27 protein-coding genes are annotated in these 22381 nt (G+C 76.7%); 18 read left to right on the forward strand and 9 right to left on the reverse strand.

What is annotated here, in order from left to right; genetic code table 11:
- Positions 1–44 precede the first annotated feature (44 nt).
- Positions 45–755: a DUF4383 domain-containing protein gene (locus tag GOBS_RS02890; RefSeq protein ID WP_012946799.1), complete on the reverse strand. Its 711-nt coding sequence runs from the start codon at positions 753–755 to the stop codon at positions 45–47.
- A gap of 118 nt (positions 756–873) precedes the next feature.
- On the opposite strand from GOBS_RS02890, the gene GOBS_RS02895 reads away from it, so the two are divergent.
- On the forward strand, positions 874–1194 hold the full coding sequence (locus GOBS_RS02895; protein WP_012946800.1) for a tetratricopeptide repeat protein: 321 nt from the start codon (positions 874–876) through the stop codon (positions 1192–1194).
- Positions 1195–1197: 3 nt separating this feature from the next.
- On the opposite strand, the gene GOBS_RS02900 is transcribed toward GOBS_RS02895, so the two are convergent.
- Positions 1198–2070 (reverse strand): helix-turn-helix domain-containing protein, encoded by an 873-nt coding sequence (locus tag GOBS_RS02900; protein ID WP_012946801.1) that lies wholly within the window; start codon positions 2068–2070, stop codon positions 1198–1200.
- 118 nt (positions 2071–2188) lie between these two features.
- Between GOBS_RS02900 and GOBS_RS25125 the strand changes: the two genes are divergently transcribed.
- Positions 2189–2857 (forward strand): TIGR04222 domain-containing membrane protein, encoded by a 669-nt coding sequence (locus GOBS_RS25125; RefSeq protein ID WP_012946802.1) that lies wholly within the window; start codon positions 2189–2191, stop codon positions 2855–2857.
- Positions 2858–2863: 6 nt separating this feature from the next.
- On the opposite strand, the gene GOBS_RS27030 is transcribed toward GOBS_RS25125, so the two are convergent.
- Positions 2864–3082 carry a hypothetical protein gene (locus GOBS_RS27030; RefSeq protein ID WP_166487267.1) on the reverse strand — a complete coding sequence of 73 codons (219 nt, stop codon included), beginning with the start codon at positions 3080–3082 and terminating at the stop codon, positions 2864–2866.
- A gap of 13 nt (positions 3083–3095) precedes the next feature.
- Between GOBS_RS27030 and GOBS_RS26740 the strand changes: the two genes are divergently transcribed.
- From GOBS_RS26740 to GOBS_RS26745, 4 genes are all read left to right on the forward strand, one after another.
- Positions 3096–3272 carry a hypothetical protein gene (locus tag GOBS_RS26740; RefSeq protein ID WP_166487268.1) on the forward strand — a complete coding sequence of 59 codons (177 nt, stop codon included), beginning with the start codon at positions 3096–3098 and terminating at the stop codon, positions 3270–3272.
- Positions 3269–3400: a hypothetical protein gene (locus GOBS_RS29155; RefSeq protein WP_012946804.1), complete on the forward strand. Its 132-nt coding sequence runs from the start codon at positions 3269–3271 to the stop codon at positions 3398–3400. Before GOBS_RS26740 ends, GOBS_RS29155 begins: the two co-directional genes overlap by 4 nt.
- 289 nt (positions 3401–3689) lie before the next feature.
- Positions 3690–7301, forward strand: a complete 3612-nt coding sequence (gene cobN / locus GOBS_RS02915) for a cobaltochelatase subunit CobN (RefSeq protein ID WP_041241302.1) — start codon at positions 3690–3692, stop codon at positions 7299–7301.
- A gap of 40 nt (positions 7302–7341) precedes the next feature.
- Complete coding sequence (locus GOBS_RS26745; protein ID WP_012946806.1) at positions 7342–7566, forward strand: hypothetical protein; 225 nt, start codon at positions 7342–7344, stop codon at positions 7564–7566.
- 112 nt (positions 7567–7678) lie between these two features.
- On the opposite strand, the gene GOBS_RS02925 is transcribed toward GOBS_RS26745, so the two are convergent.
- From GOBS_RS02925 to GOBS_RS02935, 3 genes are all read right to left on the reverse strand, one after another.
- Positions 7679–8416, reverse strand: coding sequence for an adenosylcobinamide-GDP ribazoletransferase (locus tag GOBS_RS02925; RefSeq protein ID WP_012946807.1), 738 nt, complete (start codon positions 8414–8416; stop codon positions 7679–7681).
- A complete protein-coding gene (gene cobU, locus GOBS_RS02930) occupies positions 8413–8934 on the reverse strand; it encodes a bifunctional adenosylcobinamide kinase/adenosylcobinamide-phosphate guanylyltransferase (protein WP_012946808.1) in 522 nt (173 codons plus the stop codon). The genes GOBS_RS02925 and cobU overlap by 4 nt, the downstream gene beginning before the upstream one ends.
- A gap of 79 nt (positions 8935–9013) precedes the next feature.
- Complete coding sequence (locus GOBS_RS02935) at positions 9014–9565, reverse strand: histidine phosphatase family protein (RefSeq protein WP_012946809.1); 552 nt, start codon at positions 9563–9565, stop codon at positions 9014–9016.
- A gap of 297 nt (positions 9566–9862) precedes the next feature.
- Between GOBS_RS02935 and GOBS_RS02940 the strand changes: the two genes are divergently transcribed.
- Both GOBS_RS02940 and GOBS_RS02945 read left to right on the forward strand, forming a co-directional pair.
- The gene (locus tag GOBS_RS02940) at positions 9863–10651 is read left to right on the forward strand and encodes a Fic family protein (RefSeq protein WP_012946810.1); all 789 of its coding nucleotides are present in this window, start codon (positions 9863–9865) and stop codon (positions 10649–10651) included.
- A 48-nt stretch (positions 10652–10699) separates the two neighbouring features.
- Positions 10700–11668 (forward strand): aldo/keto reductase, encoded by a 969-nt coding sequence (locus tag GOBS_RS02945; protein WP_012946811.1) that lies wholly within the window; start codon positions 10700–10702, stop codon positions 11666–11668.
- Positions 11669–11813: 145 nt separating this feature from the next.
- Here GOBS_RS02945 and GOBS_RS02950 read toward each other — a convergent pair whose 3' ends face one another.
- Positions 11814–12656, reverse strand: coding sequence for an HAD family hydrolase (locus tag GOBS_RS02950; protein WP_012946812.1), 843 nt, complete (start codon positions 12654–12656; stop codon positions 11814–11816).
- Between the two features lie 127 nt (positions 12657–12783).
- On the opposite strand from GOBS_RS02950, the gene ssd reads away from it, so the two are divergent.
- From ssd to GOBS_RS02985, 7 genes are all read left to right on the forward strand, one after another.
- A complete protein-coding gene (gene ssd, locus GOBS_RS02955) occupies positions 12784–13857 on the forward strand; it encodes a septum site-determining protein Ssd (RefSeq protein WP_012946813.1) in 1074 nt (357 codons plus the stop codon).
- Positions 13854–14993: a TadA family conjugal transfer-associated ATPase gene (locus GOBS_RS02960; protein ID WP_012946814.1), complete on the forward strand. Its 1140-nt coding sequence runs from the start codon at positions 13854–13856 to the stop codon at positions 14991–14993. The genes ssd and GOBS_RS02960 overlap by 4 nt, the downstream gene beginning before the upstream one ends.
- Positions 14990–15784 (forward strand): type II secretion system F family protein, encoded by a 795-nt coding sequence (locus GOBS_RS02965; RefSeq protein WP_012946815.1) that lies wholly within the window; start codon positions 14990–14992, stop codon positions 15782–15784. Before GOBS_RS02960 ends, GOBS_RS02965 begins: the two co-directional genes overlap by 4 nt.
- Positions 15781–16506 (forward strand): type II secretion system F family protein, encoded by a 726-nt coding sequence (locus tag GOBS_RS02970; RefSeq protein WP_166487269.1) that lies wholly within the window; start codon positions 15781–15783, stop codon positions 16504–16506. The genes GOBS_RS02965 and GOBS_RS02970 overlap by 4 nt, the downstream gene beginning before the upstream one ends.
- A gap of 121 nt (positions 16507–16627) precedes the next feature.
- Positions 16628–16897 carry a DUF4244 domain-containing protein gene (locus tag GOBS_RS28440; protein ID WP_012946817.1) on the forward strand — a complete coding sequence of 90 codons (270 nt, stop codon included), beginning with the start codon at positions 16628–16630 and terminating at the stop codon, positions 16895–16897.
- Positions 16897–17283, forward strand: a complete 387-nt coding sequence (locus GOBS_RS02980; RefSeq protein ID WP_012946818.1) for a TadE family type IV pilus minor pilin — start codon at positions 16897–16899, stop codon at positions 17281–17283. The genes GOBS_RS28440 and GOBS_RS02980 overlap by 1 nt, the downstream gene beginning before the upstream one ends.
- The gene (locus GOBS_RS02985; RefSeq protein ID WP_012946819.1) at positions 17280–17648 is read left to right on the forward strand and encodes an Rv3654c family TadE-like protein; all 369 of its coding nucleotides are present in this window, start codon (positions 17280–17282) and stop codon (positions 17646–17648) included. Before GOBS_RS02980 ends, GOBS_RS02985 begins: the two co-directional genes overlap by 4 nt.
- Here GOBS_RS02985 and GOBS_RS02990 read toward each other — a convergent pair.
- A complete protein-coding gene (locus GOBS_RS02990; protein ID WP_012946820.1) occupies positions 17602–18093 on the reverse strand; it encodes a hypothetical protein in 492 nt (163 codons plus the stop codon). The genes GOBS_RS02985 and GOBS_RS02990 overlap by 47 nt on opposite strands.
- A gap of 101 nt (positions 18094–18194) precedes the next feature.
- On the opposite strand from GOBS_RS02990, the gene GOBS_RS02995 reads away from it, so the two are divergent.
- Genes GOBS_RS02995 through GOBS_RS27955 form a run of 3 tightly spaced genes read left to right on the forward strand, consistent with a single transcriptional unit; the run spans position 18195 to position 19520 of the window.
- The gene (locus GOBS_RS02995) at positions 18195–18815 is read left to right on the forward strand and encodes a helix-turn-helix domain-containing protein (protein ID WP_208104371.1); all 621 of its coding nucleotides are present in this window, start codon (positions 18195–18197) and stop codon (positions 18813–18815) included.
- A gap of 22 nt (positions 18816–18837) precedes the next feature.
- Positions 18838–19251 carry a cyclase family protein gene (locus tag GOBS_RS27950; protein ID WP_208104372.1) on the forward strand — a complete coding sequence of 138 codons (414 nt, stop codon included), beginning with the start codon at positions 18838–18840 and terminating at the stop codon, positions 19249–19251.
- Positions 19203–19520, forward strand: coding sequence for a cyclase family protein (locus GOBS_RS27955; RefSeq protein WP_208104373.1), 318 nt, complete (start codon positions 19203–19205; stop codon positions 19518–19520). Before GOBS_RS27950 ends, GOBS_RS27955 begins: the two co-directional genes overlap by 49 nt.
- 123 nt (positions 19521–19643) lie before the next feature.
- Here the strand turns inward: GOBS_RS27955 and GOBS_RS03005 are convergent, their stop codons facing one another.
- Positions 19644–22190, reverse strand: coding sequence for a DEAD/DEAH box helicase (locus GOBS_RS03005; protein WP_012946822.1), 2547 nt, complete (start codon positions 22188–22190; stop codon positions 19644–19646).
- Positions 22191–22381: the final 191 nt, after the last annotated feature.

The raw sequence follows: 22381 nt of genomic DNA on the forward strand, positions 1-22381 counted from the left end.
GGGTACGGCCCGCCGTCCCGCCCGGTGAGCGGCGGCGGCCCGGCTCAGCCGAGCCGGTGCGCGTCGTCGAAGGACATCCACACCCGGCGGCGGTCGGCCCGGCTGTGCTGGGAGGCCATGGCCGCCACCCGGCGGCGCTGGTCGTTGGTGGCGACGTGCTGGACGACGGCCACCTCGGCCTCGCGCATCGCCCGCTCCGCCTCGACCTCGGCCGGGGTCGACGGCAGGTCACTGGTCAGGTCGATGTCCTCGTCGTCCCCCGGGCGCAGGCGGGCGTACGGGCTGTCCGCCGGCAGGTGCCCGCTGATCCGGCCGTACGCGCCGAGCGTCAGCAGGAGCAGGCCGACGACCACGGAGAAGACGACGTTCTCGAACTCGAACGCCAGCAGGTTGAAGGAGGTGCGCAGCACCGCCAGGTTCACCAGCGCGGACAGCAGGAAGAGCGCGCCGATGACCAGCATCACCGTCGAGACGGTGCGGGGGCTGCGCGCGGCGGCCGCCAGCAGCACGAGCGCCACGACCACCGAGATGGTGGACAGCAGGCCGTTGGAGGACAGGCCGAGGATGCGCTCACCCTCGGTCGAGAAGTAGTCGAGGTTGTCGGCGAAGCCGAGCAGACCGAAGACCAGCAGGACCAGCGCCACCAGGACGGCGCCGGCTCGTTGGACGGCGAACACCCGCGCGCCGAGGTGCGGGTCGCCGGCTGGTCCGGAGGAGGGCTTCGTGCGGTGCGGGAGGTGCAGTCGCAGTGCCATGGGATCTCCCGGGGAGGTGGGACTGTGACCATTGTTCGCCTCCCGAGCGCCGGGTGGATGCACTGCAGCGACGGCTTCTCGCGGGAAGGTGTGGCGAGGCCGCGGCGTTCTGCCCGGCATGACGCAGCGTGACCTGCACTCGGAGTTCCTCCGCGCGGACCTGTTCCTCGCGATGGGGCGGCCGATCGAGGCGGCGCGCCTGCTGCAGCCACTGGTCGAGGCGGAGCCGGCCAACGAGGCCGCGCTCGAGCTGCTGGCCCGGTCCTACTTCGGGTCCGCGCAGCTGGCGCGGGCGGAGGAGGCGCTGACCCGCCTGGTGGAGATGGCCCCGGCCAACGGCTGGGCCCGGCGGGCGCTGGCCCGCACGTTGGAGCGGCAGAGCCGGGCGGGTGAGGCGGTGGCGCACCACCGGGTGGCCGACGCCCTCGGCGCCGGCTGACAGCTACTGGTCGGCGGCCAACCGTCGGATCAGGTCGACCGACGCGTCGGGGTCGAGCGCCATCTCGGTGAGCAGCTCGAACGCCCGGCCGTAGCGGTGCACCTCGGCCTCCCCGTCGACGAAGCCGATCCGCGTCTTGTTCTCCAGGTACACGACGTCCGGCGTCCCGGTGGCGCGCGACTCGAGGACGGAGAACGAGCCCGCGGTCACCGGCGGCAGACCGGCGTCGAACGGCAGCACCTGCAGCGTGACGTTCGGCCGCCCCGCGACCTCGGCCAGCCACTCCAGTTGACCCCGCAGCACCGTCGCGCCGTCGGACGTCCCGGGCGCGCCCGCGGCGCGGTGCAGCACCGACTCGTCCAGGACCGCCCACAGCTGCATCGGGTCGGCGGCGTCGAGGACCTCCTGCCGGCGGCGGCAGACCTGCACCCGGCGCTCGACCTCCGGCGGTGCGGGCCGCTCCCAGGTGGAGAGGACGACCTGGCGCACGTAGTCCGGTGTCTGCAGCAGCGCGTGCGGCACCAGCGCGCCGAAGCAGCGCAGCGCCCGTGACCCGGCCTCCAGCCGGATGAGGTTGGCGTAGCCGGCCGAGAGCGTGTCGGCGTAGGCGTCCCACCAGCCGCGTGGCCGGGCCGACGGCGCCAGCCGGCGCAGCAGGTCGGCGTGGTCGTCGGGGACCCGGTACAGCTCGAGCAGCCGGTCGAGGTCGTCGGCGGTGATGCCGGTCCGCGCCGTCTCGATCCGCGAGACCTTCGACGGCGACCACCCCAGGCGGGCGGCGACCTCCTTGGCGTGCAGGTGCAGGCCGGTCCGCAGCTGCCGCAGCTCGCGGGCCAGCCGCCGCTCGCGCACCGACGGCGTGTCCCGGTCGACCACGGCGCGACGGTAACCGTGCGTGCAATCGTGCAAGCGCGCTGGCGTCGCCCGGTGGGCGCGTGCCACCGTGAGCCTGCGGCCGCAGCCCTCTCGATCCTCGACGCCAAGGACGACGGACATGACCGGAACGCACGTCCCCCTGCTCCGCTCCGACCTGTACGAGATCGCCTACCTGGCCGGCGGCCCCCGACGCGTGGTCGAGACCGCGGTGGTCGCCCTGGTGGAGAACGGGCGACTGCGCGTGGACCGCGCCACGGGCCGGCTGCACGTCGTGGACCCCCACCGTCGGCACCCCGTTGAGGCGGTGGTCCTGGACGCCGTGGGACCGCGCGGACGCTCCGTCTGGGGACTCGTCTGGCGAGCGCGGTCCGACCCTCGCCTGGCCACCGTCGCCGACGGTCTGGCCCGGGACGGGCTGCTCACCCGGCGCGGGGGCGTGGGCGCGCGGGAGCCGTCGTTCTGGACGCTGTCGGGTCTGACGCGGGCGGGTCGAGCCGCCCTGCGGCAGGTGCGGCAGAGCCCGCCGTTCCCGACGGGCACGGGCGGCAACCCCGCGCTGGCGGTGGCGCTGGCCGGGCCCTCCGCGTGGGACGCCGAGCTCCACACCGCCGTCTTCGACCCGCCCCCGCCGTACCTGCTGACGCCCCCGGGTCAGAGCGTGCGCGAGGTCCGCCGCAGCCGCTCCGGGGCGTACGCCCACGGCGGCTCAGGGGGGTGGGCCGGCGGCGGCTGGGGCGGTGACTGCGGCGGCGGCGGCGGTGGCGGCGGCGGCGACGGGGGCTGCTGACCCTCCTCAGCCGACCGGCTCGGCCGCCGCCTGCATCGCCTCGAGCGCGATCGACGGTGGGGCCGTGAAGTCGAAGGCCGACGCCATCGAGCGCAGCGACTCGAGGACCTGGGCCGCACCGAGGTCGAGGTCGAGGTCGAGGTCGAGAAGGGGGACGGCCGTGGCTAAGCCCGCGAAGCCGGCGAAGAAGCCGGGCCACCTGTACAACGCGGCCGGCTGGTTCATCAGCGGGCTGCTGGTGGCGGGGATCGCCTGGGACGTGCGCCAGCCCAACAACGTCGAGTGGAACGACGACGCGTGGTGGCCGCTGTTCGGGCTCGCCGCGATCGGCTGCTGGCTCATGGCTGTGCGGGCGCTGTCGCTGTGGGCGCGGGAGCGCCAGGCCGCCGAGGACGCAGGGAAGGGGGCGGCGTGAGCGTCATCGGGGAGGTGCGCGATGCGGCGGTCGAGCGGGCCCGCGCCGCGAAGGAGCGCAAGGTCCAGGCCGCCACCGGGACCGACGATGAGGCGGGCACCGACCTGCTCGCCGTCGTCGAGGGCTGACGCAGCGACGAGCACGTCCTCACTGCGACGCCCTGACCACAACCATCGAGACCCGGTACGCCACCACGCCGGTCAACCCGCTCACCGGCAAGCGGTGGGCACCGGGGAGATGCAGCAGGTCGCGCTCAAGTGCGACGGCATCGCGAAGGGCTGGGTGACTGCCCGCCCTCGCGGCCCATGATCACCTGGATCACGGCGCGCGACCTCGGCTCCCCGGGGCGTCGCCACCTGCCGGAACCGGCTGGGTCCGCGCCGCGAGGCCCCGGCTCGTCCCGGTAGCGTGCCGTTGGTGTTCACGCTGCTGTCGACCAGCGACACCGACCTCCTCTCCGCCCGCGCCAGCGGCGCCGACTGGCGGCTGGGCAACCCCGCCCGGCTGGACGACGCGGGCACCGCTGCGCTGACCGAGGGCGCGGACCTCGTCGTCGTCCGCCTCCTCGGGGTGCGCCGCCAGTACGAGGAGCTGCTGGCGCCACTGCTGGCCGGTCCGGCACCGGTCGTCGTCCTCGGCGGGGAGGCGCTGCCCGACGCCGAGCTGATGGAGCTGTCGACCGTCCCGATGGGCGTCGCGACCGAGGCGCACGGCTACCTGGCGCAGGGCGGGCCGGACAACCTCGTCCAGCTGCACCGCTTCCTGTCCGACACCGTGCTGCTCACCGGCGAGGGCTTCGAGCCGCCCGTGGTCGCCCCCGACTGGGGCGTGCTGGAGCGCCAGAGCCGGGGGACCGGCCCGACCGTCGCCGTCCTCTACTACCGGGCGCACCACCTGGCCGGGAACACCGCGTTCGTCGAGGCGCTGTGCACCGCGGTCGAGGACGCCGGTGGCTCCGCGCTGCCGGTCTTCACGTCGTCCCTGCGGAACGTCTCCCACGAGCTGCTGGGGACGCTGCGGGGCGCCGACGCCCTGGTGGTCACGGTGCTCGCCGCCGGCGGCTCGCGGCCGGCGACCGCGCAGGCCGGCGGGGACGACGGCGCGTGGGACGTCGGCGCGCTGGCCTCGCTGGACGTGCCGGTGGTGCAGGGGCTGTGCCTGACCCGCTCGCGGGAGGAGTGGCTGGCCGACGACGACGGCCTCTCCCCGCTCGACGTGGGCAACCAGGTGGCGATCCCCGAGTTCGACGGGCGGCTGATCAGCGTGCCGTTCTCGTTCAAGGAGACCGACGAGGACGGGCTGAGCACCTACGTCGCCGACCCCGAGCGGGCCGCACGGGTCGCCGGTACCGCCGTCGCGCACGCGCGGCTGCGGCACACCCCGCCCGCGGACCGCCGCATCGTCGTGATGCTGAGCGCCTACCCGACCAAGCATGCCCGCATCGGCAACGCCGTGGGCCTGGACACCCCGGCGTCGGTCGTCCGGCTGCTGGCCGCGATGTCCGGCGCCGGCTACGACGTCGGCCCGTTCGACGGTCCCGACGCGCTGCCCGGTGTCGCCGACCTCGACGGCGACGCGCTGGTGCACGCGCTCATCGCCGCGGGCGGGCAGGACGCGGACTGGCTGACCGAGGAGCAGCTGTCGGGCAACCCGGTGCGCATCCCCGCGGCGGAGTACCGCGCCTTCTTCGACACGCTCCCGGCCGACCTGCGCGACGCGATGGTCGAGCACTGGGGACAGCCGCCGGGCGCGCTGTTCGTGGACGGCTCCGGGAACGACCAGGCCATCGTCTTCGCCGCGCTGCGGGCGGGCAACGTCGTGGTGATGGTCCAGCCGCCGCGCGGCTTCGGGGAGAACCCGATCGCGATCTACCACGACCCGGACCTGCCGCCGTCCCACCACTACCTCGCCGCCTACTGGTGGCTGCGCTCGGTGTTCGGGGCGCACGCGCTGGTGCACGTCGGCAAGCACGGCAACCTGGAGTGGCTGCCCGGCAAGACGGTGGGGCTGTCGGCCTCGTGCGCGCCGGACGCCGCGATCGGCGACCTGCCGCTGGTGTACCCGTTCCTGGTCAACGACCCGGGTGAGGGCTCGCAGGCCAAGCGCCGCGCGCACGCCACGCTGGTCGACCACATGGTGCCGCCGATGGCCCGCGCCGACTCCTACGGCGACATCGCCCGGCTGGAGCAGCTGCTCGACGAGCACGCCAACGTCGCCGCGATGGACCCGGCCAAGCTGCCCGCCGTCCGGGCGCAGATCTGGACGCTGCTGCAGGCGGCCAGGCTCGACCACGACCTGGGGCTGTCCGAGCGGCCCGAGGACGACCACTTCGACGAGATGGTCCTGCACGTCGACGGGTGGCTCTGCGAGATCAAGGACTCGCAGATCCGCGACGGCCTGCACGTGCTCGGCACGCCGCCGTCCGGTCAGGACCGCGTCGACCTGGTGCTCGCGATGCTGCGCGCCCGGCAGATCTGGGGTGGCGCGGTGGCGCTGCCCGGGCTGCGCGAGGCGCTCGGGCTGCCCGAGGGGGCGTCGCGCACCGAGACGGACGTGGTGGAGGCGCGGGCCGAGGCGCTGGTGGCGGCCATGGAGACCGCCGGCTGGGTGCCCGACGCCGTGCAGTCCGTGGTCGCCGAGGTGCTCGGGCGTTCCGACGAGGGCGTCGAGGCGGTGCTGCGGTTCGCCGTCGACGAGGTGGTGCCCCGGCTGGAGCGCACCACCGACGAGATGGACGCGACGCTGCACGCCCTCGAGGGCGGCTACGTGCCCGCCGGGCCGTCGGGCTCGCCGCTGCGCGGGCTGGTCAACGTGCTGCCGACCGGGCGCAACTTCTACTCCGTCGACCCGCGCGCCATCCCGTCGCGGCTGGCCTGGGAGACCGGCTCGGCGATGGCCGACTCCCTCGTCGAGCGCTACCTCGCCGACACCGGCTCCTACCCGGCCTCGGTCGGGCTGTCGGTGTGGGGGACCTCGGCGATGCGCACCTCGGGGGACGACGTCGGCGAGGTGCTCGCGCTGCTCGGCGTCCGCCCGGTGTGGGACGACGCCTCCCGGCGGGTGACCGGGCTGGAGCCCGTCCCGCTCGAGGAGCTGGGCCGCCCGCGCATCGACGTGACCGTGCGGATCTCCGGGTTCTTCCGGGACGCCTTCCCGCACGTGGTGACCATGCTCGACGACGCGGTGACGCTGGTGGCGGCGCTGGACGAGCCCGCGGACCGGAACTTCGTGCGCGCCCACGTGGACGCCGACGTGGCCGGGCACGGCGACCGCCGGCGGGCCACCACGCGGGTGTTCGGCTCCAAGCCCGGTGCCTACGGGGCCGGGCTGCTGCCGCTCATCGACTCCCGGAACTGGCGCGGGGACGCCGACCTGGCCGAGGTCTACGCCGTCTGGGGCGGCTATGCGTACGGCCGCGGGCTGGACGGCGTGCAGGCCCGCCCGGACATGGAGGCGGCCTACCGGCGGATCGCGGTGGCGGCGAAGAACGTCGACACGCGGGAGCACGACATCGCCGACTCCGACGACTACTTCCAGTACCACGGCGGGATGGTCGCGACGGTCCGCGCGCTGACCGGTTCGGCGCCGCGCGCCTACATCGGCGACTCGACCCGGCCCGAGTCGGTGCGCACCCGGTCGCTGACCGAGGAGACCGCCCGGGTGTTCCGCGCCCGAGTGGTCAACCCGAAGTGGCTGCAGGCGATGCGCCGGCACGGCTACAAGGGTGCCTTCGAGCTGGCCGCCACCGTGGACTACCTGTTCGGCTACGACGCCACGACCGGCGTGGTCGCCGACTGGATGTACGAGAAGCTCGCGCAGACCTACGTGCTCGACCCGGAGAACCGCGCGTTCCTGGAGCAGTCGAACCCGTGGGCGCTGCACGGCATCGCCGAGCGGCTGCTGGAGGCCGTCGACCGGAAGATGTGGGCCGAGCCGGACGCGAGCCTGCTGGCCGAGCTGCAGCAGGCCTACCTCGACACCGAGGGCGACCTGGAGGGCGGGGAGACCCCGGCGTCTTCACGCTCCTGACCGGCGCATTGACCGGCGCGGTGCTGGGTAGGTTGCTGGCATGAGCATCCTCGGACGACTGATGGGCACGGCAGAGAACACTGCGCGCAGCGCCGGCCGCAGCGCTGGGCGGTCCGGGCGGGGCATGCCCCGCTCCACCGGGCGGATGTCGACCGGTCGCGGCTACGGCCGGACGACCACCGGGCGAGCCGGCCGGGGGCGCGCGACCCCCGCGGCCTCGGGCGGCCTCGGCGGGCTGCTCGGCGGCCTGCTGCGCCGCCGCTGAAGGAGGACCTCCCTGCCCCCCGCCATGGAAGGACCCCGTCCTCCCCACCCCTCGCAGGCTCGGGGCGGGACCCGGGACGGGGCCGGCGGCGGGTCCCTGCAGGGGGCCGACCTCAGTCGAGGGCGGCCGCGGCCACCAGCAGGGTGACCGTGGCCGCCGTCTCGCCCATCGCACCCATCACGTCGCCGGTGACGCCGCCCAGCCGGGCGCGCGCCCGGCGCAGGAGGAGTTCGGCCGCGAGCAGGCCGGCTACCGCGCTCACCAGGAGAGCCTGGTCCGCGACGGTGAGCAGCGCCGCGGCGACGAACACCCAGCCGGCCAGCCAGCGCGCCGACACCGTGCCGGCGACCGACTGCCCGAGTGCGGAGCCCGCAGCCATCGGCACTCCCGGCAACCCGGTGCGCGCCATCGCGAGCCGGGCCACGAGCGGTGCCGCCACGAGCGCCGTCCAGCCCCGCCCGGCCCCGAGCAGGGTGGCCGCGGCGGCCACCTGCAGCAGGACGGTCAGCAGCAGCGTCACCACGCCGAACGGGCCGACGTCCCCCTGGCGCATCACCTGCAGCGCGCGCTCCCGGCCGCGCAGCGGACCCAGCCCGTCCGCGGTGTCGGCCAGCCCGTCCAGGTGCAGGCCGCGGGTCAGGGCCGCCAGCACGGCCACGGCCAGCACCGCCCCGGTGAGCGGGGAGACCAGCCGTGCGCCGGCCAGGCCGACACCGGCCGCCACCCCGCCGAGCACCAGGCCGACCAGTGGCGCCCACGGCAGCACGCCGCGGGTGGACGACGCCGCCCGCGCCGGCACCCGGAGGACGGTGAGCAGCGCAGCGGACTCCAGCGGCCCGGCCCACCTCATCGCAGCCGCTGCGGCAGCCCGGCGACCACGAACCAGACCTCGTCCGCGGTGCCGGCCAGCCGCTGGTTGACCGAGCCCAGGGTGTCGCGGAACAGCCGCCCGGAGCGCGTCTCGGGCACCACGCCCAGCCCCACCTCGTCGGACACCGCGACCACGTGCGCGGGGGTCGTGGTCCAGGCCTCGACCAGCGCGTCGCAGCGGCGGGCCAGGCGGTCACGGGCGCCCGGCTCGTCGGTCCAGACGCCGGTCTCGTCCATCAGCGCGGCGACCCAGGTCGTCACGCTGTCGACCAGCACGGTGCCCCGGCGCAGCAGGTCGCTGGGCGCGGTCGTCTCCAGCGTCGTCCAGCCCGGGGGACGGCGGGCCCGGTGCGCGGCCACCCGCTCGGCCCACTCGGCGTCGCCGGGGACCGGGGGAGCGGTGGCCAGGTAGGTGACGTCGCCGGCGTCGGCCAGCAGTGCCTCAGCGTGCGCGGACTTGCCCGACCGCGAGCCGCCGAGCACGAGGACCCTGCTCATGGCTCGTCTCCGGGCTCGTTCCGCTCCCCGGTCGCCGGCGCTCCCTGCGATGCTCGCTCGCCCGTCGCCTCCGCGGCACTCACAGGACCAGCTCGAGCGCCGTCACCGTGCCGTTGTGCGGGGTGACCGCCGGCATCGCGTCCGGGCCCAGCCCGGCGGCGACCGCCAGCGCCGCCCGGATGGTGTCGCCGTGGGTGACCAGTGCGACCACCTCGGCCGGTGGGTCCGCGCACAGCTGCTCGAGGTAGGCGCCCACCCGGGCGTGCAGCTCGGCCAGGCTCTCGCCGCCCTGCGCCGCCCAGTGCGGGTCGGTCCAGTCGACGACGCCCCACAGCTCGCGCGAGGGCCGGCCCTCGAGCACTCCGTAGCCCTGCTCGCGCAGCGCCGGCGTGGTCGTCACCGGCAGGCCGGTGGCGCGGGCGCAGTGCTCGGCGGTCTGCACCGCGCGGCGCAGGTCGCTGGAGACCAGCGCCCCGGGGTGCAGCTCCGCCAGCTCCCGCGCGGCCCCGGCCGCCTGGGCGTGCCCGAGCTCGGTCAGCGGCACGTGCGCCGTCTGGCCCTGCATGAGGCCCGCGGCGTTCCACTCGCTCTGCCCGTGGCGCACGAGCAGGAGGGTCAGGGGCCGGGCCATGGTGGCAGGGAGCGTAGCCAGGGTGCCGCCGGTTCCCGCGGCCCGCCTCGTACCGTCGTCCACCGGGAGCGACCGTGTGCGCTCCCCGTCGATCCCGGCACCGTTGGCTGCGAGGCCGACGAGCGTCAGCGAGGAGGACCCGGTGAGCGAGCGTGCGAGCTCACCCATGGACCCGGCACCGTTGGTCGCGAGGCCGACGAGCGTCAGCGAGGAGGACCCGGTGAGCGAGCGTGCGAGCTCACCCATGGACCCGGCACCGTTGGTCGCGAGGCCGACGAGCGTCAGCGAGGAGGACTCGTGACCATCCCCGTCCGTCCCGGCGCCGGTCGTCCCGGAACCCGCCCGGCCGCTGCCGACCCGCTCGCCGCGCTGCTCGACCTGCCCGGCGTGCGGGACGCCGCCGAGGGCGCCCGGGCCGGCATCGACCGCCTGCTCCGGCACCGGCTGATGCGCAACCGGTCGGCCGAGGTCAGCACCGAGTCGGCGCTGCGCGGCGCTCGTGCGTCCGCCGCGCTCGAGGGCGTCGACGTCCCGCTGGCCGACCTGCGGGCCGGGCAGGTCGACGACCCGGTCGTGCAGGGCTCGCTGCGGACCTCGGTCGCCCTCGGCTCGATGATGGAGACCTGGTCCCGGGCGCCGGGCCAGGTGCTGGCCCGGCTGCACGTGCTGGCCGCGGCGGACCTCGCCGACCGCGCCGGCCTCGGCCGCCCGGGTGCCCACGCCGGGCCCCGGCTCGCCGGCCTGTTCTCCCTGGTCACCGGGGAGAGCTCCGTGCCGGCCGTCGTGCTGGCCGCCGTCGTGCACGGCGAGCTGGCCGCGATCGCCCCGTTCGGCACCGCCGACGGCGTCGTCGCCCGCGCGGCCGCCCGGCTCACCGGCATCACCCGCGGGCTGGACCCCAAGGCCGTCTCGGTGCCCGAGGTCGGCTTCGCGGAGCTCGGCCGCGAGGAGTACGCCCGCGCACTGGCCGGTTACGCCTCCGGGCAGCCCGAGGGCGTGGCCGGGTGGCTGGTGCACTGCTGCCGCGCCACCGAGCACGGGGCGCTGGAGGGGTTGGCCATCGCCGAGGCCCTGCTTCGCGGCTGAGGTCCGGTCGTCCTGCGGCGGTCCGGGGCGGCGGCGAGACTGTCGGTCGTGCGCTACCTCGACGTCGACGGGCTCGGTGCGGTCAGCCGGGTCGGCCTCGGTACCTGGCAGTTCGGCTCCCGCGAGTGGGGCTATGGCGACGCCTACGCTTCCGGCGAGGCCAAGGCGATCGTCCGGCGGGCCCGCGAGCTGGGCACCACCCTGTTCGACACCGCGGAGGTCTACGGCTTCGGCCGCAGCGAGCGGATCCTCGGGGAGGCACTGGGCGAAGAGCGCGCCGAGGTCGTCGTCGCCAGCAAGGTCTTCCCGGTGGCCCCGTTCCCGCCGGTGGTCCGCCACCGGCTGGCCGGCAGCGCCCGCCGCCTGGAGCTGGACCGCGTGCCGCTCTACCAGGTGCACCAGCCCAACCCGGTGGTGCCCGACACGGTGACCATGCCCGGGATGCGGCAGCTGCTCGACGCCGGCCGCATCGGCGCGGTGGGCGTCTCCAACTACTCGCTCGCGCGGTGGCAGGCCGCCGACGCCGCCCTCGGCCGGCCGGTCGTCAGCAACCAGGTGCACTTCTCCCTGGCGGCGCCGTCGGCCCTCGACGACCTGGTGCCCTTCGCCGAGCGGGAGGGTCGGATGGTGATGGCCTACAGCCCACTGGCCCAGGGCCTGCTCGGGGGGCGCTACGGGGTCGACAACCGGCCCGGCGGCGTCCGCGCGGCCAACCCGCTCTTCGGCACCGAGAACCTGCGCCGCGCCGAGCCGCTGCTCGGCGTCCTCCGCGAGGTGGCCGCGGCCCACGCCGTCGCACCCGCGCAGATCGCGCTGGCCTGGCTGGTCTCCCTGCCGCGGGTGGTGGTGATCCCGGGCGCGTCGAGCGTCGCGCAGGTCGAGGCCAACGCCGCGGCCGCCGACATCGACCTGCGGCCGGACGAGCAGGCGGCGCTCACCGCGGCCGCGCGGGCGTTCCGGCCGGTGTCCGCGGTGCGCACGCTCGTCGAGCGGGTGCGGGAGCGCCTGCCGGTCTGAGCGTCGGCTCCGTCGCCGACGGCCCCCGTGCAGAGTCCGCCGCGGCCCCGTCCCGGGTCCCGGCCCCCTGCAGGGTCCGCCGCGAGCTTGCGAGCGGTGGGGGCAGGGGGTCCTTGCAGAGGGGTGGGTAGGACGGGGTCCTTCCTCAGGCGCCGCGGCGCCGCCAGCGGCCGGGCACCGGTGCCGGCGGGGTCGCGGCGGCTACGCGCAGGGCACGCCGGCGGGCGTACCAGGCCAGGCCCACGACCGCGGCGCCCACGCTCATGGCCGCACCGGTGACCACCGGCGCGGACGGGACCGGAAAGCGCGACCCCATGGTCACCGGCCAGGTGAACTCGAGCACCGGCCAGCCGTGCTCGGTCGCGGCCTTCCGCAGCGCCCGGTCGGGGTTGACCGCCGTCGGGTGCCCCACGGCCTTGAGCATCGGCAGGTCAGTGATCGAGTCGCTGTAGGCGTAGCAGTCGGCCAGGTCGTAGCCGCTCTCCGCGGCCACCTCCCGGACGGCGACCGCCTTGTTCGCCCCATAGGCGTAGAAGTCGATCTCGCCGGTGTAGTGGCCGTCGACGGTCACCATGCGCGTGGCCACCACGCGGTCGACGCCGAGCATCTCGCCGATCGGCTCGACCATCTCCGCCCCGCTGCTGGAGACGATGACGATCTCCCGGCCGGCCGCCCGGTGCTCCTCGATCAGGTCGGCCGCCTCGGCGTACACCATCGGCTCGACGATGTCGTGCAGCGTCTCGCGCACGATCTCGTGGACCGTGGCGACGTCCCACCCGGTGCACATCTCGGTGATCTGCGCCCGCATGCGCTCCATCTGCGGCGCGTCGGCGCCGGCGAGGGAGAAGACGAACTGCGCGTAGGCGCCCTTGAGGACGGCGCGCCGGTTGATCAGCCCGCCCTGGAAGAACGGACGGCCGAAGGCCAGGGTGCTGGACTTGGCGATGACGGTCTTGTCCAGGTCGAAGAACGCCGCTGCGCGGGTCACGGTTCACGACTGTAGGTGTGCCGGACGACTGTGACGTGGCGCACGAACGCGTCCACACCCGTTCGGGTCGTCCACAGATCCCGGCCGCCCCTCGCGCCCCGTCCGTTCCCGGGCTGGGCTGGCGGGCGTGTCCGCGTTCCGGTCCCCGCCCACCCGCCTGCTCGTCGCCAGCGCCGACGAGGAGCTGCTCGACGACCTGCTGAGGCTGCTCGCCGCCGCGGGCACCGAACCCGAGGTCGCCACGGCCGGTCCGGCGTTGCGCCGCGCCCACCGGGAGGCACCCCTGGTGCTGCTGGGTGCCGACGTCCTGACCTCCGCGCCGGTACGGGGCCTGCCCCGCCGTGCCGGCGTCGTGGTCGTGGCACCGGGGGAGCTGCCCGCCCCGGTCTGGGCGGCCGCGGTGGAGCAGGGCGCCGAGCGGGTCGCTGTGCTGCCCGCGGACGAGGGCTGGCTGGTGTCCCGGGTGGCCTCGGCGCTGCGCCGTCCGGTCGACCGCGGCCGGCTCGTCGCCGTCGGCGGGAGCTGCGGCGGCGCCGGGGTGAGCACGCTGGCGGCGGCGCTCGCGCTGGCCGCCGCACCCGGCTCGGACGGCGTACTGCTGGTCGACACCGACGGGTGGGGCGGTGGGCTGGACCTGCTGCTCGGCGCCGAGCGGGACGAGGGCCTGCGCTGGCCGGAGCTCGCCGGGCTGCGCGGCCGGGTGGCCGGCGACGCGCTCATGGCCGCGCTACCCGAGGTCGCTGGCGTCTCGGTGCTCGCGGCCTCGCGGTCAGCGCCCGGGGAGGTCCCGGCGGAGGCGCTGACCGCCGTGGTCGAGGCGGCGCGCGCGGGTGGCCGGCCGGTGGTGGTCGACCTGCCCCGCACGGCGGGCGCCGAGGCGACCGCCGCCGTGCTCGCCGAGGCCGACCTCGCGGTGCTCGTCGTCCCGGCCCGCCTGCTGGTCGAGCCCGCCGGAGCGGGCCGGTCCGTGCCGTGGTCCGCGGCGCAGCTGGTGGTGCGCCCGGTGCCCGGCGGGCTGTCCACCGACGAGGTCGCCGACGTCGTGGGTCGGCCGGTGCTGGGGGAGCTGGGTACCGACCGCAGCGCGCTGCCCCGCGGAGAGCAGGGCCGGCCACCGCAGGTGGGCGCGCGCTCGCCGCTGGGTGCGCTGTCCCGCCGGCTGCTCGCCGAGCTGGCCCGGGTGGACGGCGCGGCGGCGTGAGTGGGGTGCTGGTCGACCGGGTCCGCGCACGGCTGGTCCTCGAGCCCGGGGTGCCGACGCGTGCCGCCGTCGCCGCGCTGGTCCGGGAGGAGTCCGGTGGCCTGCTCGGCGACGACGACGTCCTGCAGGCGGTCCGCGACGCCGTGGACGAGCTGGCCGGCGCCGGTCCGCTGGAGCCACTGCTGCGCGAGCCCGGGGTGAGCGACGTGCTCGTCAACGGCCCCGACCAGGTGTGGGTCGACCGGGGCGGCGGGCTGGAGCGCACGCTCGTGCGCTTCCCGGACGAGGACGCGGTGCGCCGTCTCGCCGTCCGCCTGGCCGCCGCGGCCGGACGCCGGCTCGACGACGCCGCCCCCTGGGTGGACGCCGGTCTGCCCGACGGCACCCGGCTGCACGCGGTCCTGCCGCCGGTGTCCGGCAGCGGGACCTGCCTGTCCCTGCGGGTGCTGCGCCGGGCCTCGCTGTCCCTCGCCGACCTGGCCGCGCGGGGCGCCTTCCCCGGCACGTCCGGCGACCTGTTGCAGGCGCTGGTCGCCGGGCGGCGGGCGTTCCTGGTCACCGGCGGCACCGGCTCGGGCAAGACGACGCTGCTGTCCGCGCTGCTCGGCCTCGTCCCCTCCGGGGAGCGGCTGGTGCTGTGCGAGGACGCCCCGGAGCTGGTGCCGGCGCACCCGCACGTCGTCCGGCTGGCCACCCGGCCGCCCAACGTCGAGGGCGTCGGCGAGGTGACGCTGCGCGACCTGGTCCGCCAGGCGCTGCGGATGCGGCCGGACCGGCTCGTGGTGGGCGAGGTGCGCGGGGCGGAGGTCACCGATCTGCTCACCGCGCTCAACACCGGGCACGACGGCGGCTGCGGCACCCTGCACGCCAACCGGCCGGCCGAGGTCCCGGCGCGGCTCGAGGCGCTCGGGGTGGCCGCGGGGCTGGACCGGCTGGCCGTGCACAGCCAGGCCGCCGCGGCCCTGTCCGCGGTGGTGCACCTGCGGCGCACGCCGTCCGGACGGCGGGTCGAGGAGGTCGGCGTGGTGCGCCGCGCCGGGGACCTGGTCGTCGTGGAGTCCGGCTGGCGGGCCGACGGCGGTTCCTGTCCGGGTGCGCCGCTGCTGGCGGACCTGCTCTCGGCGGGGCGCGGGTGACCGGCGGACTGCTGCTCCTCGCCGGCGCCCTGCTGCTGTGGCCGGGACCCGCGGCGCTCGCACGGCAGCGGTGGCGGTCGGTCGTGCGTTCCGCGGACGTCGGCCTCCGACCGGCGCTCGGCGTCCCGCTGCCGGCCGTCGCGGCGACCGCCGCCGGCGCGGTCGCCGCTCTGCTGAGCACCCCGCTGGTCGCGGCCCTCGCCGGTGGCTGCGCGGCGCTCGCCGCCCGTGCCGAGCTGCGTCGCCGGGCCGGCGCGCAGGAGGAGGCCCGGCTGGCGGCGCTGGTCGAGGCGCTGACCGGCCTGGGCGCGGAGCTGCGCAGCGGCCGGTCGCTGGACGAGGCCACCCGTGCCGCCGTCGCCGCGTGCGCGGACGACGACAGCGGCCGGGCGCTGGCCCGGGCGGTCCGCTCGCCGGGAGACGGCGCCGGGGAGGCCGACGACGGCGGCGAGCTCGGGCGGGCCCTGGGCCGGGTGGCGGCGGCCGCGCGGCTGAGCGCGCGCACCGGCTGCTCGCTGGCCGCTGTCGTCGGCGCGGTGGAGGACGACCTGCGCGCCCGGTCCCGGCACCGGTTGGAGCTCCGCTCGGCCACCGCCGGGTCACGGGCCAGCGCCGCCCTGCTCGCCGGGCTCCCCGTCCTGGGGCTGGTCATGGGCGGCGGCGTGGGTGCCGACCCGTGGCGGGTGCTGACCACCACGGGGACCGGTCAGCTGCTGCTCGTGGCCGGCGTCGGGCTGGAGGTCGCCGGGCTGGTCTGGTCGGCGCGGCTGGTCCGCCGGGCCGTGCGGTGAGCGCCGCTGTGGTCGCGCTCGTGCTGGCGAGTGCCCTGCTGTGCTGGCCGGTGCGGTCGCCGGTCGCCGTCCGCGCCCGGTGGCTGGCCGCCCGGGACGGTGCAGGGCGCCCGCCGCAGCCCTCCGGTCCGGGCGCTGTGCGGCGGCGGTGGCTGCTGGCGGGCGCGACCGGCCTGGCCGCCGGGCTGCTGGTCGGCGGGGGTGCCGGGGTGGGAGTGGCCGGGCTCGTCGCGGTCGGCGGTGAACGGCTGCTGCGCCGCGGCAGCCGGGAGGGCGCGCGGGCCGGCCCGACACCCGAGGCGGACCTGCCCGTCGCCTGCGACCTGCTCGCGGTCTGCCTCGAGGCGGGCCTGCCCGTGGGTGGTGCGCTGGCCGCGGTGGCCGCCGCCCTGGCGGGTCCCCTCGGCCCCGAGCTGACCACGGTGGCCGGCCTCTACCGGCTGGGCGCGGCGCCGCGGCGGGCGTGGGCCGACGTGCCCGCCGAGCTGGCCGTCCTCGGCCGGGTCCTGGTGCGGGCGGGGGAGTCCGGCTCGACCGTCGTCCCGGCGCTGCGGTCGCTGGCCGGCGACGCCCGCGCCGAGCAGCGCAGCCGCGCCGACGCCGCCGTCCGGCGTGCCGGGGTCTGGGTGCTGGCGCCGCTGGGGGTCTGCTTCCTGCCGGCCTTCCTCTGCCTGGGCGTGGTGCCGCTGGTGCTCGGCATCGCGGCCGACGTCTTCGGCTGAGCCCGGCGTCCACAGCGGGCGGTGGCGTCCACAGATCCCGTCCGCGCCTGTGCCGGGTCCTCTCGTCCCGCGAGGGTCGGAGTGACGGCCCGGGAGGCGGGCCCGACACCGAGGAGGCACCGTGACCGCACCCTGCACGACGCGAACCGGCGACGAGGAGCTGCCCGACGCGGACGGCACCCCGGCCGAGGAGGGCCGGCCGCGCGGCCTGCGGGAGCGGTGGGCGCGCGTCCGGGCGGCCGGCGAGGCCGGGATGAGCACCGCCGAGTATGCCGTCGGGACCGTGGCCGCCTGCGCCTTCGCCGCCGTCCTCTACCGGGTGGTCACCGGGGGCTCGGTCGTCGACGGGCTCAGCGCGCTCGTCGCCGACGCGCTGGCGACCCTGTCCTGATGGTCCGGCGGCGGCGCCGCGGCCGGCTCCGCGGTGAGGCGGGCATGGTGACGGCCGAGACGGCGGTCGTGCTGCCGGTGCTGCTGTTCGTGCTCGCCGGTGCGGTCGCCGCGGTGACCGTCGTCGGAGCGCAGCTGCGGTGCGTCGACGCTGCCCGCGAGGGCGCCCGGGCGGCCGCCCGCGGCGAGGACACCTCGCTGGTGACCACGCTGGCCGGCCAGGCCGCGCCGGACGGGGCGGCGACCACGGTGGCCGTCGGCGGAGCCACGGTCACCGTCACGGTCGCGGCACAGGTGGCGCCGCTCGGGCCAGTCCCGCTGCGGGTGCCGGTGTCGGCCTCCGCGGTGGCCCAGCGGGAGCCAGGCACCGCCGAGGCACCCGGGTGAGCGCCGGGTCCCGGCCCGCGGGGGAGCGGGGGTCGGCCACGGTGTGGGTGGTCGCCCTGGCGGGTGTCCTGGCTGCGATCGGGGTGGCGGCGGTGCTGGTCGGAGCGGCGGTGGTCGGCCGGCACCGGGCCGCCGCCGCGGCCGACCTCGCCGCCCTGGCCGCGGCCGAGCACGCCGTCCGCGGCGACCCCGGCGCCTGTGCCGCGGCCGGGGAGGTGGCCGGCGCCAACGGTGCCCGGCTGACGGCCTGCACGGTGGGCGGCGGGGCGGTCGTCGAGGTCGCCGTCGAGGTCCCCGTCCGGCTCGGCCCGCTGGGCGTCAGCCGGGCCAGCGGCCGTGCCCGTGCCGGTCCGGTGGCGCCGTGAGCTCCGGCCACCCGGCGGTCGCCGGAGCGGGCGGCAGGTGCTCGTGGACGGCCGGCCACTGCCCGGACGGCTCACGGTCGAAGACGATGGTCATCCGCTCCCGCAGCTCGTCCCGCCCGGCCCGGGTGGAGGCCGTGGTGCGCACCTCGGCGGCTGCATCGGCGCGCGGCGTCACCGGTCGACCGTCTCCGGCGGCGGGCTGGACCGGACCCCGGCGGTCCACCCGGTGGACGGAGGCGCGGGGGTCGTCGGTCACCGGCGGCGCCACGGCCTCCTGCGCCGGGACCAGTCGCGGGCCGGCGGGGCCGAACTGGATGCGGAACAGGTCGAGGGGGCGCGACGTCCGCTCCGCGTCCGGGATCGTGTCGATCCCGTGCTGCTCTACCTCGGTGGCCCGCGGCCGCCGCTGCTCGGCCGCCGGCCCGGCGACCTCCGCTCCGCTCATGTGCACCTCCCGGTCCGGCGGTGGACCGACCACCGGGGTGCGCAGAGGCTAGAGCCGGGTTGCGCTGTGGACAACAGTCGTTTCCCGCCCGGTGACACGGCATGCTGAGAGGCCGAGCGGACGACGACGAGGGGGACGGCATGGCGGGCGAGGTCCGGCGGCTCACGCGGCCGTCCCACCCGGCCGACGCCCGGGTGGGCGCCCGGCTGCGGGCCGCCCGGCAGGCGGCCGGTCTCACGCTGGCGGCCGTGGCGGCGGAGGCGGGGCTCACCAAGGGCTTCCTCAGCCGCCTGGAGCGCGACGAGGTCTCGCCGTCGGTCGCCTCGCTCGTCACGGTGTGCGGTGTGCTGGGCATCGGCGTCGGCCAGCTGTTCGAGCCGCCGGCGACCTCGCTGGTGCGCGCCGCCGAGGCCCCGCCGATCAACTTCGGCGGGCAGGGGGTCCGCGAGGTCCTGCTCACTGCGGGCGCGCAACGCGACCTGCACGTCATCCGCTCCGTCATCGAGCCCGGCGGCGGGGGTGGGGAGGAGCTCTACTCGCTCGCCTGCGACGTCGAGTTCGTCCACGTGCTCCGTGGCCGGCTGCGCCTGCTGCTCCCCGGCGAGGTGGTCGAGCTGGAGGCGGGCGACGCGTTCACGATGCCCGGCGCGACACCGCACACCTGGCTCAACCCGTCGGCGGCGACCTGCGAGGTCCTGTGGGTCCTCACGCCCGCCCCGTGACCGTCGAGCTCGAGGAGGCCCGGTGACCGGTTCGGCAACCCCGCCCGTCCGGGAGGTGATCGACCTCTCCCACCCGCTGCACGACGACACCCCGGTCTACCCCGGCGACCCGGTGGCCCGCTTCAGCCCGGCCGCCACCGTGGCGGCCGACGGATACAACGTCCTGCACGTGCGGATGGGCTCGCAGACCGGGACGCACGTCGACGCGCCGTACCACTTCCTCGAGGACGGCGCCCGCATCGACGAGCTCCCGCTCGAGTACTTCCTCGGGCCGGCCGTCGTCGCCGACGTGCGCGGCAAGCCGCCGCACGGCCGGATCGAGTGGGCGGACCTCGCGCCCTGGGCGTCCCTGCTGGGCCCCGGCCGGATCCTGCTGCTGCGCACCGGGTGGGACGAGCACGGGGGACCGACGCCTACTTCGACCACCCCTACCTGACCGGCGACGCCGCTGCGCGCGTGGTGGCGGCCGGCGTCCGCACCGTCGGGCTGGACGCGCTGAGCCTCGACGAGACCGTCGCCGGAGGCGGACCCGCGGACGGGTTCGCCGCGCACCTTGAGGTGCTCGGCGCCGGAGGTGTCATCGTCGAGAACCTGCGCGACCTGGGTGCGGTACCGGAGGACCCGGTGGTCAGCGTGCTGCCGCTGAGACTGGCCGGTGCCGACGGCGCCCCGGTGCGGGCGGTGGCGTTCCGGGTGGAGCGCTGAGCCTCCCCAGGGGCACAGCGGCCCGCCCCGGCCCAGCGGGCGCAGCTCGGCCGACGGCCGGCCGGGCGATCGCCGGCCAGTCTCTCAGCCACTCCGTGCGGGGGTGGGCCGCGGTTGCCGGGGTCAGAAGACGAGGTCGCCCTCCACAGTGGGCGGCTCCGCGTCCGGGCCACCCACTCGGGTCGTTCCCGGCGTGACCTCGTCGGTGGGTGCACATGGCCGGTCGGCGTCCCCGCTGTCGTCCTCGTCGGGGGTCCCGTCGGGAACCGCCTCGTCGGCCGCCTCGGCGGTGGCCAGCTCGTCGAGGACGACGTCGAGCACCCGCACCGCGCCGGCCTTGTCCAGCGGCTCGTTGCCGTTGCCGCACTTCGGCGACTGCACGCAGGACGGGCAGCCGCTCTCGCACTCGCAGCTGGCCACCGTCGCCCGGGTCGCCTGCAGCCAGCGCCGCAGCACGGCGAACCCGCGCTCGGCGAAGCCCGCGCCGCCGGGGTGCCCGTCGTAGACGACGACCGTGGCCGCCCCGGTGTCGGGGTGCAGAGCGGTCGAGACCCCGCCGAGGTCCCACCGGTCGCAGGTGGCCAGCAGGGGGAGCAGGCCGATCGCCGCGTGCTCGGCGGCGTGCAGCGAGCCGGGCAGCTCGGCGTCGTCGACCTTGGCCCGGGCCACGGCCCGCTCGTCGAGCGTCAGCCAGACCGCCCGGGTGCGCAGCTGGCGGGGCGGCAGGTCCAGCGGGAACTCGGCCAGCACCTCGCCGGACCCCAACCGGCGCCGCTGGTAGGCGACCACCTGGTTGGTCACGTCGACGACGCCGGTGTGCGCGGTGACCGTGCCCAGCGACCGCGACCGGTCGACGGCGACGATCGCGAGGTCGGTGACGTCCCGCGCCACCGTCGTCCACTCCGGGCTCTCCGGGTGGACGACCGCGACGGCGTCGTCGACGCAGAACTCGTCGACGACGTAGGTCTCACCGCGGTGCACGTAGACCGCGCCGGTGTGCACGGTGGCGTGCGCGGCGTCGCCGTCCACGGTGCCCAGCAGCCGCCCGGTGTCGCCCTCGATGATCGTGACCGGGGCCAGGCCGCTGCCCCGGATGTCGACGTCCGGCCGGCCGCGACCGGCCCAGTACCAGCCGGTGGGCCGGCGGCGCAGCGATCCCTCGGCGACCAGTTCCTCGACCCGCGCCTCGGCTACCGCGCCGCCGAAGTCGGCCAGGTCCTCGGGCACCAGGGGCAGCTCGGCGGCCGCGCAGCACAGCTGCGGTCCGAGCACGTAGGGGTTGCCGGGGTCGGTGACGGTGGCCTCCACCGGCCGGCCGAAGACCGCGCGCGGGTGGTGGGCCAGGTAGTGGTCCAGCGGGTCGTCGCGGGCGACGAAGACGACCAGCGACTCGCGCTGTGCCCGCCCCGCCCGGCCGGCCTGCTGCCACAGCGAGGCCAGCGTCCCGGGGTAGCCGGCCAGCACGACGGCGTCCAGGCCGGCGATGTCGATGCCCAGCTCCAGGGCGTTCGTGGTGGCCACCCCGAGCAGCTCGCCGGCCGACAGTGCGCGTTCCAGCTCGCGCCGCTCCTCGGGCAGGTAGCCGCCGCGGTAGGAGTCCACCCGCCGGGCGAGGTCGGCGCGGCCGCGGTCGCGCAGCACGTGCCGGGCCTGCTCGGCCACCGACTCCGCACTGCGCCGCGACCGGACGAACGCCAGCGTGCGGGCGCCGCGCTCCACCAGGTCGGCCAGGAGCGTGGCGGCGTCCGCGGCCGCCGAGCGGCGCAGCGGAGCACCGTGCTCGCCGGTGCGCTCGGTCAGCGGCGGCTCCCACAGCGCGAACGTCGCGCCCGGTCGCGGCGAGCCGTCCTCGGTCACGGCGACCACCGGTGCGCCGACGAGGCGGGTCGCCGCCGCGGCCGGCTCGGCCACCGTCGCCGAGGCCAGCAGGAACACCGGCTCGGCGCCGTAACGGCGGCAGATCCGCCGCAGTCGGCGCAGCACGTGACCCACGTGTGAGCCGAAGACGCCGCGGTAGGCGTGGCACTCGTCGACGACGACGTAGGCCAGCCGGCGCAGCGTGCTCGACCACTTCTGGTGGGCCGGCAGCACACCGCGGTGCAGCATGTCCGGGTTGGTGACGATCCAGCGCGAGTGCCGCCGGACCCACTCCCGCTCCTCCATGGGGGTGTCGCCGTCGTAGGCGGCCGGCCGCACCGACGGGTCGGCCAGCTCCGCGACCGAGGCCAGCTGGTCGCGGGCCAGGGCCTTCGTCGGCGCCAGGTACAGGACGCAGGCGCGGGGGTCCTCGGCCAGCCGGGTCAGCGCCGGCACCTGGTAGGCCAGCGACTTGCCCGACGCCGTCCCGGTCGCCACCACGACGTGCGAGCCGTCGCGGGCCAGCTGCGCGGCCTCGACCTGGTGCCGCCAGGGCGCGTGCACCCCCTGGGCCTCGAGCCGTCCGCGCAGCTCCGGGCTCACCCACGCGGGCCACGGCAGGGTGCGGCTGTCCCGCACCGGCATCCGGTGCACGTGGGTGACCGGCTGCTCCTCCTCCGGTGTCCCGGAGAGGACGGCGGCCAGCAGGTCGGCCCCGGGCGGCGGCGTGCCGGCGGGGGAGGGCGACCCACCCTGGGGAAGAGGGTCCGTGCCGGGAGGGGGAGCCGGCCGGACCGGGTGGAGCGTGGTCACCCCACCACTGTCACACCTCCGGGTGACGTCCCGCTGCACGACGAGAGGAAGACGACGGGCCGCAGGACTACCGGTACGGGGTGTGACCTCCCTTACACTCCGGCGGCACCAGCCGCGCAGGCCCGTGCGAGCTGGACACGAACCTCGCCGACCGGAGCGGGCGTGCCCCGGCGGTTCCAGTGCTCGGAGGA

It is taken from the genome of Geodermatophilus obscurus DSM 43160 (genome assembly GCF_000025345.1).
GTDB classification, from domain to species: domain Bacteria; phylum Actinomycetota; class Actinomycetes; order Mycobacteriales; family Geodermatophilaceae; genus Geodermatophilus; species Geodermatophilus obscurus.

Bases quoted from the DNA above. Each gene is read 5' to 3' on its own strand.
- GOBS_RS02935 (WP_012946809.1), bottom strand. From the start codon at position 9,565: ATGGCCCGGCCCCTGACCCTCCTGCTCGTGCGCCACGGGCAGAGCGAG.
- cobU (WP_012946808.1), bottom strand. From the start codon at position 8,934: ATGAGCAGGGTCCTCGTGCTCGGCGGCTCGCGGTCGGGCAAGTCCGCG.
- GOBS_RS02925 (WP_012946807.1), bottom strand. From the start codon at position 8,416: ATGAGGTGGGCCGGGCCGCTGGAGTCCGCTGCGCTGCTCACCGTCCTC.
- GOBS_RS02995 (WP_208104371.1), top strand. From the start codon at position 18,195: ATGCTGAGAGGCCGAGCGGACGACGACGAGGGGGACGGCATGGCGGGC.
- GOBS_RS02990 (WP_012946820.1), bottom strand. From the start codon at position 18,093: ATGAGCGGAGCGGAGGTCGCCGGGCCGGCGGCCGAGCAGCGGCGGCCG.
- GOBS_RS02895 (WP_012946800.1), top strand. From the start codon at position 874: ATGACGCAGCGTGACCTGCACTCGGAGTTCCTCCGCGCGGACCTGTTC.
- GOBS_RS26745 (WP_012946806.1), top strand. From the start codon at position 7,342: ATGAGCATCCTCGGACGACTGATGGGCACGGCAGAGAACACTGCGCGC.
- GOBS_RS27030 (WP_166487267.1), bottom strand. From the start codon at position 3,082: ATGAACCAGCCGGCCGCGTTGTACAGGTGGCCCGGCTTCTTCGCCGGC.
- GOBS_RS02980 (WP_012946818.1), top strand. From the start codon at position 16,897: ATGGTCCGGCGGCGGCGCCGCGGCCGGCTCCGCGGTGAGGCGGGCATG.
- GOBS_RS02890 (WP_012946799.1), bottom strand. From the start codon at position 755: ATGGCACTGCGACTGCACCTCCCGCACCGCACGAAGCCCTCCTCCGGA.
- GOBS_RS25125 (WP_012946802.1), top strand. From the start codon at position 2,189: ATGACCGGAACGCACGTCCCCCTGCTCCGCTCCGACCTGTACGAGATC.